The organism is Humidesulfovibrio sp. (assembly GCF_031082295.1).
In the GTDB taxonomy this organism is placed as follows: Bacteria; Desulfobacterota; Desulfovibrionia; order Desulfovibrionales; family Desulfovibrionaceae; genus Humidesulfovibrio.
Map to the genome: position 1 here is coordinate 1 of NZ_JAVHLD010000042.1, position 19251 is coordinate 19251.

Annotated in this window: 12 protein-coding genes; 6 read left to right on the forward strand and 6 right to left on the reverse strand. The window is 67.6% G+C overall.

Features of this window, described 5'->3' with window-relative positions; translation table 11 throughout:
* Nucleotides 1–320: 320 nt before the first annotated feature.
* A complete protein-coding gene (locus tag RDU24_RS14570; protein WP_308736506.1) occupies nt 321–3320 on the reverse strand; it encodes an insulinase family protein in 3000 nt (999 codons plus the stop codon).
* A 286-nt stretch (nt 3321–3606) separates the two neighbouring features.
* On the opposite strand from RDU24_RS14570, the gene RDU24_RS14575 reads away from it, so the two are divergent.
* The 3 genes from RDU24_RS14575 to RDU24_RS14585 all read left to right on the forward strand — a co-directional run bounded on the left by RDU24_RS14575 (nt 3607) and on the right by RDU24_RS14585 (nt 5689).
* Nucleotides 3607–4251 (forward strand): peroxiredoxin, encoded by a 645-nt coding sequence (locus RDU24_RS14575; protein ID WP_308736507.1) that lies wholly within the window; start codon nt 3607–3609, stop codon nt 4249–4251.
* An 82-nt stretch (nt 4252–4333) separates the two neighbouring features.
* Nucleotides 4334–5062, forward strand: a complete 729-nt coding sequence (locus RDU24_RS14580; protein WP_308736508.1) for a class I SAM-dependent methyltransferase — start codon at nt 4334–4336, stop codon at nt 5060–5062.
* Nucleotides 5063–5149: 87 nt separating this feature from the next.
* Nucleotides 5150–5689 (forward strand): rhodanese-like domain-containing protein, encoded by a 540-nt coding sequence (locus tag RDU24_RS14585; RefSeq protein ID WP_308736509.1) that lies wholly within the window; start codon nt 5150–5152, stop codon nt 5687–5689.
* A 57-nt stretch (nt 5690–5746) separates the two neighbouring features.
* Here the strand turns inward: RDU24_RS14585 and uvrA are convergent, their stop codons facing one another.
* The 5 genes from uvrA to RDU24_RS14610 all read right to left on the reverse strand — a co-directional run bounded on the left by uvrA (nt 5747) and on the right by RDU24_RS14610 (nt 14186).
* Entirely contained in the window at nt 5747–8659 is a 2913-nt protein-coding gene (uvrA, locus tag RDU24_RS14590; RefSeq protein WP_308736510.1) for an excinuclease ABC subunit UvrA, read from the reverse strand.
* A 111-nt stretch (nt 8660–8770) separates the two neighbouring features.
* The gene (locus RDU24_RS14595) at nt 8771–9424 is read right to left on the reverse strand and encodes a hypothetical protein (RefSeq protein ID WP_308736511.1); all 654 of its coding nucleotides are present in this window, start codon (nt 9422–9424) and stop codon (nt 8771–8773) included.
* Nucleotides 9425–9557: 133 nt separating this feature from the next.
* Entirely contained in the window at nt 9558–10346 is a 789-nt protein-coding gene (locus RDU24_RS14600; RefSeq protein ID WP_308736512.1) for a tlde1 domain-containing protein, read from the reverse strand.
* 262 nt (nt 10347–10608) lie between these two features.
* Nucleotides 10609–12090 carry a hypothetical protein gene (locus RDU24_RS14605; protein ID WP_308736513.1) on the reverse strand — a complete coding sequence of 494 codons (1482 nt, stop codon included), beginning with the start codon at nt 12088–12090 and terminating at the stop codon, nt 10609–10611.
* Between the two features lie 179 nt (nt 12091–12269).
* The gene (locus tag RDU24_RS14610; RefSeq protein WP_308736514.1) at nt 12270–14186 is read right to left on the reverse strand and encodes an ankyrin repeat domain-containing protein; all 1917 of its coding nucleotides are present in this window, start codon (nt 14184–14186) and stop codon (nt 12270–12272) included.
* A gap of 274 nt (nt 14187–14460) precedes the next feature.
* On the opposite strand from RDU24_RS14610, the gene RDU24_RS14615 reads away from it, so the two are divergent.
* From RDU24_RS14615 to RDU24_RS14625, 3 genes are all read left to right on the forward strand, one after another.
* Nucleotides 14461–16005 (forward strand): ATP-binding protein, encoded by a 1545-nt coding sequence (locus RDU24_RS14615; RefSeq protein ID WP_308736515.1) that lies wholly within the window; start codon nt 14461–14463, stop codon nt 16003–16005.
* A gap of 69 nt (nt 16006–16074) precedes the next feature.
* Nucleotides 16075–17580, forward strand: a complete 1506-nt coding sequence (locus tag RDU24_RS14620; protein WP_308736516.1) for a sigma-54-dependent transcriptional regulator — start codon at nt 16075–16077, stop codon at nt 17578–17580.
* A gap of 115 nt (nt 17581–17695) precedes the next feature.
* On the forward strand, nt 17696–18898 hold the full coding sequence (locus tag RDU24_RS14625; RefSeq protein WP_308736517.1) for a glycosyltransferase family 4 protein: 1203 nt from the start codon (nt 17696–17698) through the stop codon (nt 18896–18898).
* Nucleotides 18899–19251: the final 353 nt, after the last annotated feature.

Genomic DNA, 19251 nt, shown 5'->3' on the forward strand with positions numbered 1-19251 from the left:
CCCGTTTTTGGCCGTAAAAAGGACAAAAATTCCCGGTTGACAGGGTTTGGAGAGAGGCCAAGGGCGACGCCCGTGTGCGAGATTTCCCGACGACCTTCTCAGCGTAGGTGTCTCGATCCCACCAAAGCCGAAAGGGCTGCTCCAGGTTCCTCCTGAAACAGCCCTTTCGGCGTAAAGCGGGGGGTCGGGCGTCAGCCGTTACGATGAGCGGTCTTCCTCGAATCATACGGCTGTCGACAGCATCGATGGGCCGCTGCCCCCGACCGCCGGAGGCATCCCGGCCCGGCTCAGGCCAAGCCCCTGGCCATTGCCCGCCTGGCCTACAGCACCTTGGTCAAGGTCAGGTCGAGGCCGGAGTTGGCCAGCCCCTCGCGGCCGCCCGCGATGACGACGCAGCCCTTGGTGGTGGCGGCCTCCACGGCATCGCCGAAGTCGCGGAAGTCTTGCGGTCCGGCGGAGAGGATGGCGTCGCGCGCGGCCTGGCGGTAGTCGTCGTCCTCGCCGGTGAGTTCCCGGGCGAGGGCGGTGAAGCCTTTGGCGTCGGGCAGCAGGTAGTGGTCCATGTCGCCCACGGAGCCGATGATGCTTTTCTCCAGCTCGGAGGCGTCGATGTCCAGGCTTTTGAGGTAGGGGGCGACGCCGGCGAAGGCCTCGACGGTGCGCGCCAGGTTCGGGTCGCGGTAGGAGGTGAAGGACAGGTTGCCGCTGGTGCGGGAGTAGGACACGCCCGCGCCGTAGGCTCCGCCCTGCACGCGCACGCGTTCCCAGAGGTAGCCCGCGCGCAGGAACTTGCCCACCACGGCGGAGGCGGCGCCGGGAGCGAAGCCCAGGGCCTTCACGTTGGCGCCGGTGCAGACGTAGTTGACCTGGGCGGGCAGCACGAGGCCTTCGCGTTCGGGCAGCTTGGGCAGGCTGCGCGGGGCGTCGGGCAGGGAGCCGTCCGGCAGGGTGGCGATGAGCTTGTCCAGACGGCTGGCGGTGTCGGCCAGGGCGGGCGCGTCGGCGGTGATGTTGCTCACCAGGCTGGAGCGCCGCAGCATGAGCCCCAGCAGGGTGTGGAGATCGCGGGTGACGCTCTCGGGGTCGGTCTCCATGCGTGTGGCGAGCTCGCGCACGTAGAAGAAGCCGGAGAGGCCCTGCATGGCCTCGCTGACGGCCTGGGCGGCGCCGTACCGGGCCTTGAGGCGCGAGGCGGCCAGGGCATGCCCCGCGGGGATGAGCCGGTGTTCGCGCCGGGCCTTGGTTTCCAGCACGATCTTGCCGAGGCGCTCGGTGTCGGAGAAGTCCGGCTCGAGCAGGACCTCGGAGAGGATGTCGAGCAGCGCGGGGGTGCGCTCGGCGGTGGCCTTGGCCCGCAGGAACAGGCGCTGCGACGGAAGCAGGGCGCAGGCGCCGTCGGGCTTGCGCACGCTGGCCACGAAGGCCTGCGGCCAGATGCCGCCGGTGGTCATGGCGACCTTGCGGGTGAGGTCCACGAAGGAGGTGCGCCTGGTGCCCATTTCCAGCAGCGCGCGGCCCAGGATGGGCACCAGCGGGATGAGCTCGTCGGGCACGGCGGAGAGGTCCAGGCCCAGGTCCAGGTAGACGATGCCGCTGGTGGGCAGCTCGTGCAGGTGGGCCGGGGCGCCGCCCAGGTGGGTGCGCTCATGGGGGATGTCCGCGTTCTTGAGCGGCAGGTCCGAGACCTTGAGGCGCGGGATCTTGGCAAGGTCCTCGGGCGAGTCCGGGGCCTCCTGCAGGGCGCGCAGGGCGTGGGTGTCGGCCACCAGGGCCTCCAGCTCGGCGGGGGAGAGTTTGGCGCGCACGGCCTCCAGGCGGGCCTGCTCGGCGGCCTCGCGGGCGGCGGCCAGGGCCTTGTCCGGCACCAGGGTCACCAGGGCGCGGTGCGGGTTGTTCAGGAACTGCGAGCGGATGAGGTCTTCCAGCACCTTCTCGCCCTTGGCCAGGCGCGCCTTGAGGCGCCTGAGCGGCTCCTCGAAGGGCAGCAGCATGAGCGGGTCGGCGTCGTAGAGCCAGGTGGACAGGGCCTCGAAAAACACGGCCAGGCCGCGCGGGTAGCTGCCGGTGTTGTTCTCGCGCAGGTCGAACTCCACGCTGTTCACTGCGGCCTCGATGTCGTCGGCGTGCAGGCCTTTCTCGGCCAGCTCGCGCAGGGTGGCCAGCACCAGCTCCTCGACCTTGGCGGCGTCGGCCTCGGCGCTGTCGGCCTTCAGGCCCTTCAGCCCCACGGAGAAGGCCATCTGGCGCAGGTCCGTCTCCAGGCCGCCGCCGGTCAGGTCTTCGCCCAGGCCGGAGTCCACCAGGGCCTTGCGCAGGGGCGAGGACGGCAGGCCGATGAGCACGTGCTCCAGCACGGAAAGGCCCAGGCTCAGGTCCGGCCCGGCGTTTTGGTCGCCGGTCTGGGCGGCGGGCTCTGGCAGGCCGAAGTTCACGGTGCACATGGCGCGGGCTTCGCCGGTTTCCTCGGCGTCCTCGCCGTCCTCGGCTTCCGCGGCGTAGGGGTGGGTGAAGCGCCTCGGCTCGGCAAAGGGCGGTTGGTGGGCGATGGCCGAGGTGGAGGCGGCCTCCAGCGCGGGATCGAACTGCGAGAACACCTCGTCCAGCAGGGCCAGGCGCTTGTCGGGGTCGTCGTCGCCGGAGAAGAAGGCGTAGGCGTTGGACGGGTGGTAGTAGCGCGCGTGGAAGTCCATGAACTGCTCAAACGTCAGGTCCGGGATGCGCTCCGGGTCGCCGCCGGAGTCCAGGCCGTAGCAGGTGTCGGGGAACAGCGCGCGCTGCGAGTACTCGGACAGGAGGCTCTCGGGCGAGGAGTACGCGCCCTTCATCTCGTTGAAGACCACGCCCTTGAAGGCCAGGGGCTGGTCGGCCGCCTCCACGTCGTAGTGCCAGCCCTCCTGCTTGAGCGTGTTCTCCGTCAGGCGCGGGAAGAACACGGCGTCCAGGTAGACATCAACAAGGTTGTAGAAGTCCTGCACGTTGGCGCTGGCCACGGGGTAGCAGGTCTTGTCCGGAAAGGTCAGGGCGTTCAGGAAGGTGTTCAGCGAACCCTTGATGAGCTCCACGAAGGGCTCCTTCACCGGATATTTCTTGGAGCCGCAGAGCACCGAGTGCTCCAGGATGTGCGGCAGGCCGGTGTTGTCGGCCGGGGGCGTGCGAAACGCGATGCCGAAGACCTTGTTCTCGTCCGGGCTGATGATGGACAAGAGCCGGCCGCCGGTCTTGGCGTGGCGGTACACGCGGGCGGTGGCGGAGAGTTCGGGGATGGACTGTTCGCGCTCAAGGGCGAAGCCGTGGGTCAATTTCGCGGAAGGCTTGGTCATGGTGCCTCGTTTTCTGTGTTCGTGTGGCGGCGCGGAGAAGAGCCTCCCGGCGCGCGCGTGAGGGGTAAGATATAGCACGATGGCCCGATGGGGAAGGGGGAAGGGGGCGCATCGGCACGGCACGCTCCCGCCGCTTGCCCCCCCTCTCCTTGACTCCCCCGCCGCCAGTCCCTATTCTGCTTAGTCATGAGCAATGCCAGCGCCGCCCGCGCGCTCTGCCGCCTTCCAAGGCGGCCGGCGGGCCTTGCGCCTTTGCCCCAACCCCAACACCAAACGGAGACTCCCCATGGGCTGCTGCGAAACCGATCACGACCACGACGACGACCTGCTGGAATGCGCCAAGGTGGGCCAGAAGATCCGCCACTTCTCCCTTGAGGCCTATGACCCCACCGAGGGCGGCTTCACCACCATCGACTCCGAGAAGCTTCTGAAAAAGAAGAAGTGGCTCATCCTGTTCTTCTACCCGGCGGACTTCACCTTCGTCTGCCCCACGGAGCTGGCCGACCTGGCCGCCAAGCACGACAAGCTGAAGAAGCTCGGCGCGGAGGTCATCAGCGTGTCCACGGACACCCAGTTCGCGCACCTGGCCTGGAAGACCTCCGAGCGCATGCTCGCGGGCGTCAAGTTCCTCATGGCCGCCGACCCCGCCGGGCACGTGTCCCGCTACTTCGACGTGTGGGATGCGGAGACCGGGCTTGACCTGCGCGGCACCTTCATCATCAACCCCGACGGCGTGCTGGTCTCGAGCGAGGTCAACTTCTACAACGTGGGCCGCAACGCCGACGAGCTGGTGCGCAAGCTGGAGGCCAACGTCTACCTGGCCAAGCACCCGGCCGAGGCCTGCCCCGCCAAGTGGAGCCCCGGCGACAAGACCCTGACCCCCGGCGCGAACCTGGTGGGCAAGGTCTACGAGGCCCTGAACCCCGAATAGCCCGCACCCCGGCCCGGAGGCGCCGACGAAACGCCTCCGGGCCGGACATCCGCCCGCTTGAACCAGGGACCAAAGGCCGCCGATGAACATGGACGCCCTGCGCTACGACAAGTGGTTCACCACGCCAGAGGGCAGCCACGCCCTTGGGGCCGAGCGCCGCCTGCTCGACTCCGTGGTGGCCCAGTGGCCCCGGCGCAACCAGCGCGTGCTCGAAATCGGCTGCGGCACCGGCCTGTTCCAGCAAATCCTCTACGACGACGGCTTTTCCGTGGCCGGGCTGGACAAGTCCCCGGCCATGATCGAGGAGGCGCGCAAGCGCCTTGGCCCGAGCGCCGAGCTTTACGTGGGCAACGGCGAAGCCCTGCCCTTCGCCGACAAGGAGTACGACTTCTGCGTGCTCTGGACAGTGCTCGAGTTCTGCGAGAACCCCGGCCTGGTGCTGGCCGAGGCCGCGCGCGTGGCCGCCAAGGGCCTGCTCATCGGCTTCCTGAACCGGCACTCCTGCTATTATCTGGCGCGCGGCTGGCGCTGGCCCTGGCAGCCATGCTCCACCCTTTCGCGCGCGCGCTGGTACACCTGGCCGGAAATGCGCGCCCTGGCGCTGGTGAACACCGGGTTCAAGCCCTCGCTCTCGCGTTCGGTGCTGCCCGGGCCGCCCTTCACCTGGCGCGATGCGCCCCCCTGGGGCCTCGTCAACCGCCTGATCCTGCCGCCGCAGGTGGGCGCCATCAGCGCCATGCGCATCGACCTGGTGGGCTACCAGCCGCTGACGCCCATCTATGCCTGGAAGACCGAGCCCGGCATCGGCTAGCCACGTCCGGGCGAGCTTGCCTTGCCCCGCCCCTTCTGATACCCCATGCCCATATGGGGTATACGTCTACACCCCCGGAGGAATCACATGCTCATCAAGCGATTGTCGGTTTCACTCTGCTCCCTGGTCCTGTGCCTGACCCTGAGCCTGGTCCTGGCCGCCACCGGCCTGGCCGCCGAAACCCCTGCCGGGGAAATCCGCAGCATCACCTCAACCGAGGCCCATGCCCTGTGGCGCGCCACGCCCGGCAAGGCCTTTGTCGTGGATGTGCGCACACCCGAGGAATACGCCCAGGGCCACCCGCCCATGGCCGCCAACGTGCCGTTCCTGGTGCGCACGGCGGCCTGGCTTCCCCCGACGGAGAATCAACGCTTTGTGGAGCAGATGCGCCGCCGCTACAAGACCACGGACAAGCTGCTGATCATATGCCGCACCGGCAACCGCAGCCTGCTGGCCGCCCGGCGACTCGTCGCGGCAGGCTTCGCCGATGTGCTCAACGTGGTGGACGGGGTGGAGGGCCAAGCCCCGGCCGCGCACGGAAAACCCCCGGCGCGCGGCTGGCACAACCACGGCCTGCCCTGGACCACGGACCTGGACGCGACGCTGGTGTATAAGCCGGCGAACTAGGCATCCCGAGAAGGCAAGGGGCAGCGCCCCTGGCGGGGTCCAGGGGCTGCCTCGTCCTTATTCGGCTTCGGCCCCCAGGAAGCGTCCGGTGACGGACTCGGGGTTTTGCATGATGTCTTCTGGAGTGCCCTGGGCCACGATGGTGCCGCCGTTTTCGCCGCCGCCGGGGCCGAGGTCGAAGACGTAGTCGGAGGCCAGCACCACGTCGGCGTTGTGCTCGATGACGACGACGCTTGCCCCCTTGTCCACCAGGCGGTGCAGCACGCGGATGAGCTTGCCCACCTCGTGCATGTGCAGGCCGGTGGTGGGTTCGTCGAGGATGTAGAGCGCGCCGGGCAGGTTGCGCTTGCCCAGCTCGCGGCTGATCTTGATGCGCTGGGCCTCGCCGCCGGACAGGGTGGTGGCGGGCTGGCCGAGCCGCAGGTAGGAGAGGCCCACCTGTTCCAGCACTTCGAGCTTGCGCGACAGGGCCGCGTGGGTGCCGAAGAACTCCCGCGCCTCGGCCACGGTCATGTCCAGCACCTCGGCGATGTTCTTGCCCTTGTAGCGCACTTCAAGCGTTTGCGAGCTGTACCGCTGGCCCTTGCACACGTCGCAGGTGACGTAGACGTCGGGCAGGAAGTGCATCTCCACGCGGATGACGCCGTCGCCCTGGCAGGCCTCGCAGCGGCCGCCCTTGACGTTGAAGCTGAAGCGGCCGGGCTTGTAGCCGCGCACGCGGGCGTCCTTGCAGGCGGCGAAGATGTTGCGGATCTCGTCGAAGGCCTTGGTGTAGGTGGCCGGGTTGGAGCGCGGGGTGCGGCCGATGGGCGTCTGGTCGATGGCGATGATCTTCTCCACCGACGAGGCGCCGACAAAGCCCTTGATGGGGCCGGGCTGGTCCACCTTGATGCCCTGGGACAGCGCCAGGTGCTTGTAGAGGGTGTCGACCACCAGCGAGCTCTTGCCCGAGCCGGACACGCCGGTGAAGCACACCAAGACGCCCAGCGGGATGTCGAGGTCGAGCCCCTTCAGGTTGTTGGCGCGGGCGCCCCGGATGCCCAGGTGCGTGAACCCGCCGATGTTGACCGGCTGGCGGCGCGCCTCCGGGTGCTCGATGCGCAGGTCCCCGCGCAGGTACTTGGCGGTGAGGGACTGGCTGTGGTTCAGCAGCTCGTCCACGCTGCCCTGGAACTCGATGCGCCCGCCCAGCTCGCCGCTGCCGGGGCCAAGCTCGATGACGTGGTCGGCGGAGAGGATGGTGGGCTCGTCGTGCTCCACAACCAGCACGGTGTTGCCTCTCGCCTGCAGGCTGCGCAGGGTCTTGAGCAGGCGCTCGTTGTCGCGCGGGTGCAGGCCGATGGAAGGCTCGTCCAGCACGTAGGTCACGCCCACCAGGCCGCTGCCCAGCTGGCTTGCCAGGCGGATGCGCTGGGCCTCGCCGCCGGAGAGCGTGCCCATGTTGCGCGCCAGGCTGATGTAGTCGAGCCCCACGCCCTTCATGAAGCCCAGGCGGTGGGTCAGCTCCTTCAAGAGCGGCCCGGCGATCTGGGCGTCGTGCCCCGTGAAATCCTGGGCGGACAGCCATTCCAGCGCCCGGTGGATGGACAGGGAGCAGAAGTCGTGGATGCTTAGACCCTCCGGCGTGGCGGGCACGCGCACGGCCAGCGCCTCGGGCTTGAGCCGCGCGCCCTTGCAGGCCGGGCAGGGGCGGCTCTGGCGGTAGCGGGAGAGCTCGTCGCGCCAGATGGGGCCAAGGTTCATGCCCTGTTCCAGCAGGGGCACGATGCCCGGCCAGTCGGCTCCATCATCTCCCTCGACGAGGGCGAGGCGCGCGGCCTCGGACAGCTCGCCCAGCGGGGTGTTGAGCGTGAAGCCGTGGCGCTGGCCCAGGCGCTTCAGGTCGTCCTCGTGCCGGGCGAACAGGCGCGGGTTGCGCCAGGGCAGGATGCCGCCCCCCTTGAGCGACAGGCCCTTGTTGGGCACCAGCAGGTCGAACTCGAAATAGTCCACGCTCCCAAGGCCCGTGCACTCCGGGCAGGCGCCCTGGGGGCTGTTGAAGCTGAACAGCTGCGGGGTGAGCTTCGGCATGGACAGGCCGCAGGAGGCGCAGGTGCTCGACGTGCTGTAGAAGCGGTCCGTCGGGTTGCTTGCGCCCTTGCCCAGCTTGCCCCTGGTGGCGGTGGTGGCGGCGGCGGGCGCGCTCGCATGCTCGGCCACGATGACGCTGCCCTTGCCGTGCTTGAGCGCCAGCTCCAGCGAGTCGCCCAGGCGCGGGCGGATGTCGGGCTTCAGGCCCAGGCGGTCCACCACCAGCTCGATGGTGTGCTTCTTGAGCTTGTCCAGCTCAGGGGCTTCCTCCAGGGCGAAAACCTCGCCGTTGACGCGCACGCGGGCGAAGCCCTCTTTCCGCAGCTTGGCGAAGAGGTCCTTGTGGGTGCCCTTCTGGTGCTCCACCAGCGGGGCCAGCAGCAGGATGCGCGAGCCCTCGGGCATTTCCATGATGCTGGCGGCGATCTCGTCGCTGGTCTGCGCGGCGATGGGCTTGTGGCAGTCCGGGCAGAAATAGGTTCCCAGGCGGGCGTAGAACACGCGCAGGAAGTCGTAGACCTCGGTGACGGTGCCCACGGTGGAGCGCGGGTTGCGCGTTGCGGTCTGTTGTTCCAGGCTGATGGCCGGGGACAGGCCCTCGACCTTGTCGACCTGGGGCTTGTCCATCTGCGGCAGGAACTGCCGGGCATACGCGGACAACGACTCCACGTACCTGCGCTGGCCCTCGGCGTAGACGATGTCGAAGGCCAGGGTGCTCTTGCCGGAGCCGGACGGACCGCAAACCACAACAAGCTGCTCGCGCGGGATGTCGAGGTTCAGGTCCTTCAGGTTATGGTGCCGCGCGCCCTCGATGCGAATAACGCCCCGGCTTGCGGAGGGCGGGGCGGGCACGGCGGCGGCAGGCTTCTTGGGTGCGGTTTTTGGCGATGTCTTTGGCATTCACGGCAAGTAAGCATCGGCGGGGCGTTGGCAAGGGGGGTGGACCGCAGAACAGTCCGGCTGCCCTCGCACGGGGTGGCCGGGCCGTTTTGCTTTGGCTGGCTTGTAGCGCTACAGCCCCCAGTCCATGTTTACCCGGAACGCGCTTACTTGGTCAGCCTTGAACCAGACCACGATGAATTTGTCGAAGGATGGCTCTGGCGAGTAGCCGGGGCCCGGCTTGTTCTCCAACTGCGGGTAGCCTCTGCGTGTCGCCTCCTCCTTGCTGAGGGCGACGCTCACCGAGGCGGCGTACAGCCACTTGTCGCCGCGAGTCGCCTGGGGCGGGCCGAGGATGGCTTGCACCTGCGCGCGGGTCAGGCCGAGCTTGAGCCCGCTCTGCGTGGCGATGCCCGCATGCACGCCCGGCGTGGCCGAGCACTTGTCCAGCACGCGCACGTCGCGTTTCTGCGCGCGCACCTGGATCTCCGCGACGCGTTTGCATTCGTCCGGGCAGCGGGGCAGGGTGAACAGGACCACGGTGTCATCGCCGGGGCGGGCCGAGGTGTAGCAGAGCATGCGCTCCTCGTAGCCGCCCGCATCGAGCCGCCTGGCCTTGCCCAGCGTCGCCGTCACGTCCTGGTGCCAGGATTCGTCCACGGTGAGGGCCTGATCCGAGTTCGGCCCAAAGCCCTGGAAGCGGTCGTGCCGCTCGTCGAAAACGCGGATGAGCACTGCAGAGGGGTATTGCATGGTGACGCCGAAGTCGGTGTCGCCATTTCGCATGGCGTATTCGGGGTGAAAATGGAAGTGATCATGGCCTCTAACGTTGACTATGTTGGATCCATACGCCATGAAGCCCGCACAGGCATTCTGCGCACTCAGGGGGATACATACGCAAAGCACCGCAAGAAAGTATCTAGCGTACCACACGGATTTTCGCTCCTTGTAGTTCCCGGATTGCCTTGCGTTCATTCTTGTCCATGATGATGCATCCTTCGGAAGCCGTCTGGTTATTCTTCCGGTTGTCCGCATGAATATAGAACGTATTCGGATCGCGGCCCATGGCCCGTATGCGCTCCGCAGTGGCCGGGTCGGGCTCAAGTTTGATGAGGTTCTCGCCCTTGCCACGTGACTGTTTCGAATCACTGATGACCTCCCCGATGGTCCACGTCCCTTCTGGGATGACGCCCTTACCCACCTCGTTCTGATGATCCGGGTTGTTCACATGCCCCGGTGCGCCGGAATAGCCCTTGCCCACCAGCCGGTCATCCATGTCCATGAGTCTTCCGTCACTCTGGTTGTAAATCAACGCTGTTTGGGCATTCTCGGCCTTAACCCGCTGCGGCAGCACGTAATGCTTGCCAACATCCTGCCCTTTCTCAGGCCAGCGGCCAAGCGGGCTTTGCGAGGGGGCTGGCGATGCGGGCGGCGTTGCAACCTTGCCCGGCTTGGCGGGCGGCGACACCTTCCCGCGCACCTCATTGGGCACCGCCACCTTGCCCCGGTACACCGGGCCGGGTGATGAGCCGCCGCCCGTTTCGCCGTAGTAGCCGTGCCAGCCGTAGGGCTGCGGATGCCCGCCCGCGCCGATTTTCGTCCCGCTGGCCGTGCCGCCGCCAGCGCCCAGGCTCATTCCAGCGGCAGCCGACTTGCCGTCCTCGCTCACACGCGTCCAAATACGCTTGTCCGTGTTCCCAGCCTCCATATCCAACCGCCTATGTTAGTTCAACGGAATAGAGCGTTCCCTTTCGGGCCAGGACAACACTCGCCGCTCGACAGGGTTTGGCCCGCATAAACCGAACGGGCCGCTTCCGGTTCCTCCCGCCCCCTTCACGATTCCCCTGAACGCGCCAATAGTGAACGGTTCCTGTTGGCGGCTTTGCGTCGACAGGAACCGTTCACGTACTGGGGAGTCCAGAGGGCCTCAGGCCCTTTGGCCGCCGGAGGCCTCTCCTCTCACCCTCCTCTCACTCTCGCCCCCGCGCCCTGTTCACGCTCCTGGCCTGGCGCGGGGCGTCGGGCTCCTCGGGCCGCAGCAGCCTTCTGCCCTCGCCAGCGCCGAGCATGAGGTACTGCGCGGCCTCGCACACGTGGGAGAAACGGTTCTTGTCCGGCGCGTCCACAAAGCGCGCCTCCCCCGCCACCTGCAGCCTGCGGTAGTGCCAGGCCCCGGCCATGCCCTTGCGCAGGGTGGCGCAGCGCGGCGAGAGCACCAGCCCCGGCAGGCCGTCGATGTCGCGCGCAAGCGCCGCGGCCACGGCCTCCCGCCGCAGGAGCGGGTCGTTGGAGGGCGCCGGGCGGGCGTGCAGGCCGCTGGCGCGCAGGATGTCAAACGGGGTGCGCTCGTCGGTCTGGGCCCGGGCCATGCCCGCCGGGTCGCCCCAGACCTCGGCCTTGAGGTGGCCGTAGCGGTCCTTCAGCAGCGCGCCCAGGAGCCCGGCGAAGCGCACCATGCCCATGTCGCTGCTCACCAGCTCGTCCAGGAACAGCCAGCGGCCCGAGGCCAGGCGCTGGCCGATGACCGCCGCCGGAGTCAGCCCGAAGTCCAGCCCCACGAACAGCGGCAGGCCGTCCACGGGCTCCAGTTCGGCGGAGGAGGCGTGCCGGGCGTCGCTGAACTCCGGGTACACGGGCAGGCCGTCCTGCACGAAGCCGTACTCCGAGCAGTAGTAGACGCGCACGTGCGCCGGGGTCTTGCCGTTCTTGCGGCGCTGGTAGAAGCCCGGCGGCAGGTGCTCCAGGTTCTCGGCGCGGGGGTTAGGCACGAACTCGCCGCCCTGCTCCACGAGCCCGCCCGGCTGCCGGAAGAAGGCCCAGCCCTCGGGCCTGGTCTCCTCGGCCAGGCGATACCACCAGTGGTCGGAGTCCGGCGGGTTGGTGTCCATGATGACCCCGGCCCAGGTTGCGCCGCCGTCGCGCCCTGCGGGATAGCGCTCCACGCGGTCGCCCAGGGCCTCCACGATGGACAGCGGCATCTCGCGCGCCTCGTTGATCCACGCCCCGGTGAGCTCCAGCGACAGGAGCTTCTTCACGTCCTGCGGGCGGTCCAGCGCGCGGAACAGCACGTCCGCCTCGACGCGGTCGCCGTTCGGGCGCGTCACCCGCACGCTGTGCGACAGGTCCGTCAGGCTGAACGGCCCGAACTCCTCCTCCGGGAACCAGGACAGCCACGTGCGCACCGTGGTGTCCTTGAGCTCGCGATAGGTGTTGCGCACCACGGCCATGCGGGTGCGGCGCACGCCGTCAGCGCCGGGGGCCTGGGCAAAGGCCCGCTGCATCAGCTCCCAGCAGCATCCCGAGGACTTGCCCGAGCCCACAGGTCCCATAAGGCCCCGGTACAGCGCGGGAGACTTCATGAACCGGGCGATGGTGGGCGGAGGCGCGTAGCGCAGCCGACAGGGTCGGGAAGGGCCGGAGACGTCAGGGGTGTTGGGGGTCGCGTGTTTCATCGCCGGGACTATACCACGGGTTTTTGCCCGGGATAAAAATTACCCGTTTTTGGCCGGTAAAAGGGCAATAATTCCCGGTTGACAGGGTCTGGGGCTGGACCGCCGCCACAGTGCAAACCAGACGGAGTGGCGGCTTTGGGCCGCTTCCCCCGCCCGTCTTACGCCGAGGCTTCGCAGGGCTATTTGACCTTTTTCAGGCGGATCTTGTCGTCGATGATGAGCATGCCCTTGTCGAGCTTCCACTTCATGGAGGTGGGCGGCGCGCCGACCAGGTCCCAGATCATGACATCGTCGTTGAAGGTGTACTTGCCCTTCTGGGCGGCGATGACCGGGTTCACCGAGCCCTTGGGTATCTTCTTCAAGGCCTCCGGCGTGAACCTGGAGTTGAAGTCGAAGGTGCCGTTCCTGTTCAGCACCACAGTGTAAAGGGCCTGGGGAAGCCCGTCGTGGAAGCCCTGCCAGGTGCCCACCAGCGCGTCCACGACGACGGCCTTGCGCACCAGGGGCGCCTCCTGCTTCACGCCCTTGGCCTCCAGGGCAGACACGCTCTCCGTTCTTCCGGCGCGGTTGGCGTAGGCCATGACCGTTTCGCCCGCGCCGTTCTTCTTCTGGGCGTCCGCGCCCTTCTCCAGCAGCAGCTTCACCAGCTTCTCGTTGCCCGCGCCGGCGGCCAGCATGAGCGCGGTCTCGCCCTTGTCGTTGGCCTGGTCGAGCTTGGCTCCCTTGCCGATGAGCAGGGACGCGCGATCATAGCCGTCGGAATGGTCGGGCTTCCGGGCGGCGGCCATGAGCGGGGTGGTGCCGTTGGAAGAGGGGAAGTTGATGTCGGCCTTGTGGTCCAGCAGGTACTTGATGATCGTGACGCTCTTTTTGTGGTCAAAGGGATTGGGGTTGCCCGCGGCGAAAACCATGGGCGTCTGCAGAGGGTTCACTGTGGATTTCACGTTGACGGCGGCCCCTGCGTCCACCAGCAGTTCCACCATGTCCGGGTCCATGCGCTGGGTGGCGGTCAAGAGCGGCGTGGACCCGAACTTGTCGACGATCTCCAGGTTGGCCTTGCGCTTGATGAGCAGCTTGGCGAAGTCGAGCTGGTTGGCGCTGGCGGCGGTGTGCAGCGGCGTGCCGCCCGTGAGCAGGCTCCTGATGTCGATGCTGGCGCCGCTGTCCAGCAGCAGCTTGCCGATGTCCACATGGCCGAAGCGCGCGGCCAGGTGCATGGCGGAAGCGCCGCCGTCGCCCTTGAGCTGCATGAAGTCCAGCTTGGGCTTGTAGGTGATGAACTTCTCCAGCCACTTCTGGATCGTCTTCATTTCATTGCTGTTGTAGACGATGGCCTGCATCAGCGGCGACTGGCCGTTGTTGTCCGACAGGTTGATGTCCGCGCCGCTGGCGATGAGGTACTCCAGCACGGCGTACCTCTTGTGCAGCACGGTGCGCACCAGCGTGGAGACGCCCCTGTTGTCGCGGTGGTTGATCTTCGCCCCGTGGCCGTGCAGCAGCTTCACCGCCTCCAGGTCTTCCGCCTCCGCCACAAGGACAAGCGGGGTCTCGCCCTCCTTGGTCGCCGCATCGACCTGGATGCCCTTGCCCTGGGTGACGAGCACCCGGATGACTTCCGTGTGGTCTCTTTGCGCCGCCTTGATGAGGGCGGTGTTGCCGCGCGCCTCGGGCACGCTGCTCGTCCGGTCGCGGGCGTTGACGTTGGCGCCGCGCTGCAGCAGCAGGGCGACGATGTCCGCCTGGCCCTTGTGCGAGGCGAAAATCAGCGGCGTGCGCTCCCACTCGCCGAAGGCGTCGTACAACACGCCCCGTTGGTTCACGTCCAGCCGAGGCGACTGCAAAAGCAGCCGGGCGATGTCCGGGTTGTCGTTGCGCATGGCCCAGCACAGCATCGTGTCCCGGTCGTAGACGGCGTTCACGTCGGCGCCGCTTTCGATGGCGGCCCGGGCCCGGGCCACGTCGCCCTTGTCGATGGCCTTGAAGAGCTCCGGCATGGGTTTGCTGGTGTCGCGCACCCAGGCCGCAAACAGGGGCGAACACGTCCCGAAGGCGAGGAACAGAGCCACCACAAGGCCCAACACTTGATTTGACTTCACGGGAATCCCCCTGCGCCTCAAACTGTTACAAACCACAGCGCCAGCCTCACGCGTTGCCGCCAGCCGCGAACACACCGAACCCCTTCAAGCGCGGGCGGACCACGCAACATGAGTTGGCGGACCAGTACAGGACAGTCTCGCGGAATGGAAGGCGAAATATCCCCTATTCACTCTCCGCTCGCTGCGGTACGCTCAGTTTCGCCCCCAACTTCTCCAGGGGGGCGGCGGCATCGCGTGTGCTGACAACGCTTGCGGCGTAGGCTATGGTGCGCCCATGAAATCCCAGGCCGAAGCGCTGTTGGGGTCGGCGCTGCGGCGTCTGGCCCAGCACATCCAACCCTCGTTGCGCGGGCGCGTCTTCGCGCTCTTGGTGGGGTTGACCATTTGCGCGTGTGCCGGGGCCACGGCGACCTACTGGCTGGCGCAGCGCTATCTGGATGCCACGGACATCTTGCGCCAGGTGAACTTGAGCCAGCAGGTGAGCGCGCTGCAGCTCTCGGAGCAGATGCTCGGCCTGGAGGCGGACGCCTTGGCGGCGCGCCAGGACCCGCAGCGCCTGGAGGATTTTCTGGCCCGCCAGCAGTCGGTGGAGCGCACCCTGCTCAAGGTGCACGCCAGCGAGCCCATGGAGGCCGGACGCGAGCTCGTGGATCAGATGATCTCCTCCACCAGGGCTCAGGTTGCGACCCTGCACGAGCTGGTGAACAGCCAGCCGGGCGAGGGCGCGCTGATCATGGCGCGGGCGGTGCGCCACCGCGAGGCCGCCCAGGATGCGGCCAGCGGCCTGTTCGCCCTGCATGGCCGCGACGCCGACCTGGGCGTTTCGGCCATGCGGTCGCTCGCGCGGGCTGCCACCACGGCCTCGCTCTTCGTCATTCCGGCGGGCGCGGTGCTTGGCCTGCTGCTCGGCTGGGTGCTGCTGCGGCAGGTGCTCGGGCCTATCCGCAGGCTGGCGCGCGGCTCCGCCCTTACGCTGGAGGAGGCCGCTGACGGCGCCTATCCGTCGGCCCAGGGCTCCAGCGACGAGGTGCGCGAGGTGGGCGAGCTGGTGCACGGGCTGCTGCGCGACGTGGACCAGACCCACACCCTGCTGGAAGAATCGCGCCAGCACCTGATGCAGTCCGAAAAGCTGGCCCTGGTGGGCAAGCTGGCGGCCGGCGTGGCCCACAGCGTGCGCAATCCCCTCACCAGCGTGAAGATGCGCCTGTTCTCGCTGGAGCGCGGGCTGGACCTCTCGCCCACACAGCGCGAGGACTTCGAGGTCATCGGCGAGGAGATCCGCCACCTGGACACCATCGTTCGCAACTTCCTCGAGTTTTCGCGCCCGCCCAGGCCAAAGTTCCAGCAGGTCAGCCCCTCCGACGTGGTGGACATGACGCTTGTGCTGTTGCGCCACCGCCTGGAGACCTACGGGGTGGACGTGCGCCTGATGCGCGAACAGCCCCTGCCCGCGGTCGACGTGGACCCGGAGCAGCTCAAGGAGGCGCTGGTGAACCTCATCCTGAACGCCTGCGACGCCATGGGCGAGAACGGCCGCATCGAGATTTCCGAGCAGACGGGCTTCATGGACCCCCTGGGCCGCGTGGCCATCATCCAGCTGGCGGACTCCGGCCCCGGCATTCCCGCCGAGATCCAGGACCAGGTCTTCCAGCCCTTCTTCAGCACCAAGGAGGAGGGCACGGGGCTTGGCCTGGCCATCGCCAAGCGCATCATGGAGGAGCACGGCGGCTACATCCATCTCAAACCCTCGGCAGAAAAGCAGGGCGCTACCTTTGTCCTCGTGCTGCCCGTGCGGGAGAATTTATGGCACAGGTCCTGACCGGCTTCGCCGGATTCGTTGAGAGCCGCCGCCACCTGAAACCTTCGGCCCCGCCCGCAGGGAGATGACATGGCCCAGATCCTGATTGTTGACGACGACGCCCAGCTGCGCCAGAGCTTCGGCAGGATCCTCGAGGCCGACGGCTTCGAGGTGCGCACGGCGGCCTCAGGCGAGTCCGGCGTGGACGAGGTCGCCCGCCTGGCCCCGGACCTCGTGGTCATGGACGTGCGCATGACCGGCATCACCGGCATCGAGGCCATGCAGCGCATGCGCGCAAAAGCGCCCAACCTGCCGGTCATCATCATGACCGCCTACGGCGGCACCGAAACCGCCATCGAGGCCACCAAGCTCGGCGCCTTCGACTACATCCTGAAGCCCTTCGACATCCCGGACATCCTGCGCCTCATCCACCAGGCCCTGGAGGCCGGGCGGCTGGCCCGCGCGCGCGTCGCCGTGGACCTTGAACAGGGGCTGGAGCAGGGCCTGGACAGCGATCCCCAGGCCGACGCCCTGGTGGGCCAAAGCCGCGCCATGCAGGACATCTTCAAGGCCATCGGCCGCGCCGCGCCCACAGAGGCGCTGGTGCTGGTGCGCGGGGAATCCGGCACCGGCAAGGAGCTGGTGGCCCGCGCCCTCTGGCAGCACAGCGCCCGCGCCGCCAAGCCCTTCGTGGTCATCAACTGCGTGGCCATCCCCGACACCCTGCTGGAGGCCGAGCTCTTCGGCTACGAGAAGGGCGCCTTCACCGGCGCCAGCTCCCGCCGCGTGGGCAAGATCGAACAGGCCCAGCGCGGCACCGTGTTCCTCGACGAAATCGGCGACATGCCGCTGAACGTGCAAGCCAAAATCCTGCGCCTGCTGCAGGAAAAACAGGTGGAACGCCTGGGCGGCCGCGACCCCATCCCCGTGGACGTGCGCATCCTGGCGGCCACCAACCGCGACCTCGAAACCGCCGTGGCCGAGGGCCGCTTCCGCGAAGACCTCTACTACCGGCTCAAGGTCGTCACCATCAGCCTGCCGCCCCTGCGCGAACGCACGGGCGACGTGCCCCTGCTGGCCCGGCACTTCCTGGCCCGCCTGGCAAAAGAGATGGACATGCAGAGCCCGGGCCTGACCCCCGAGGCCCTGGACCTGCTGGCCGCCCACCCCTGGCCCGGAAACGTGCGCGAACTGGCCAACGCGCTGCAAAAGGCGCTCATCTTCAGCCGCGGCGCGCCCATCGGGGCCGAGGAAATGCTCCAGGCCATCGGGAAATCCGGCGGCAAGAGCAGCAACAATGTCGAGAGCCAGAGCGGCTCGGCTGCACTCCACAACGGACAGCAGCACTCCGCAACAAGCGCCCCGGCCACAGACGACACCCTGCGCGCCTTCATCCGCCGCGCACTGCTCGACCAGGCGGGAGACGACGCCTACGACCACATCCTCGACGCCGTGGCGCGCGGCACCATCGCCGAAGCACTGGAAATCACCGGCGGCAACCGTACCCGCGCCGCCAAGCTGCTCGGCCTCTCGCGACCCACACTCATCGCCAAAATCGAAAAGTACGGGCTCAAAGTCACGACCCAAGTGCAATAGCACCAGGGGCAGCGCCCCTGGCCGCAGGAGGCATCCCTCCCCCGACTGGGGGTCTTGCTCAGGCTCCGGGCCTGGGCATTGCTTTTGGGTGAGCACTGGGGCTACAGGTGTTTGCATGAACGTGATCGTGCTGCACCGGAATTTCCCAGGCCAGTTTCGGCATGTGGTTCGTCATCTGTTGCAGGCCGGGCATCGTGTGGTGGGAGTGGGCAACATGCAGGCGCCCGGTTTTGCGGGTGTGAACCTGATCCGCTACGACTCGAGCAAGCTTGGCATCGGCGCCCATAGGCATTTGCAGGCGGTGCTGAGCGGCGAGGCGCATGGCGAGGCGGTGGCGCAGATTCTCTTTCAGTTGCGCGCCAAGGGTTTTAAGCCCGACGTGGTGCTGGCGCATCCCGGCTGGGGCGAGGCCTTGTACGTGAAGGACGTGTTTCCGGACGTGCGGCTGGTGTCGCTGTTTGAGTTCTTTTATCATGCCGAGGGAGTGGACGTGGGCTTTGAGCCCAACTCGGCCGCGGACTTTCGGCTGCGCGCCACCCTGCGCGGCCGCAACATGCTGCACCTGAGCAACCTGGAGCTTTGCGACGCCGGCGTATCGCCCACCAACTGGCAAAAGTCGCTGCACCCGGCCGCCTACCAGCACAAGATCGACGTGGCCCACGAGGGCGTGGACACAACCCTCATGGCGCCGGACCCGCAGGCCCGCTTCACCCTGCCCGACGGCCGCGTGCTCAAGCCTGGCGACCCTGTCGTGACCTACGTTGCGCGCAACCTGGAGCCCTACCGGGGCTTCCACAGGCTCATGTTCGCCCTGCCCGAGCTCCAGCGCCGCTGCCCCCAGGCCGTTACGGTCATCGTCGGCGGCGATTCCGTCAGCTACGGCCGACCGCCCAAAGACGCCCCAAACTGGCGCGAAAAACTCCTGGCCGAGGTCGGCCCGCGCCTCGACCTCTCCCGCGTCCACTTCACCGGGCAGATTCCCTACCAGCACTATCGCTCGCTGCTGCAGGTCTCCGCCGCGCACGTGTACCTCACCTACCCCTTCGTGCTGTCCTGGTCCATGCTCGAGGCCATGAGCTGCCAGTGCCTCGTGCTCGGCTCCGCCACGCCACCCGTCCTCGAAGTGCTGCGGCACAACGAAAACGGACTGACCTTCGACTTCTTCGACATCGACGGCCTCGCCACCCTCGTCGAAAACGCCCTGGCGCGCCCCGACAGCTTCACCCACCTGCGCCAACAGGCCCGAACCGATATCGTCGCCAGCTACGACATCCAGGACGGCATCGACCACTACTTGCGCCTGCTGCAAGGCTCGTAAGACGAGCCCGCAGCTCCACCAGGGTCGGAGATGCCTCCGGTGGCCGGTGGCCTGAGGCCCCCGGACCCCCCAGCGGGCTTGGGGCTGGGGGGGGCGAGGGCAGGATGGGGAGGCTCGGCGGGGCGTTGGCAATGTGCGCGAGTTTTTGAGCGGGGACGCTCAAAATACTCGCGCACGGTTGGCCCCGTTTCTTGAGAGGGAAGGCCTGGCGAGACGGGCGGCAGGCTGAATTCCAAAGCAAAGCCTCACTTGAAGCCGAAGCGAGAGATTAGAATTAGGCACCCTCTCGTGGCTGCCCCCCCGAAAGCCGAAAGGGCTGTTTCAGGTTCCTCCTGAAACAGCCCTTTCGGCGT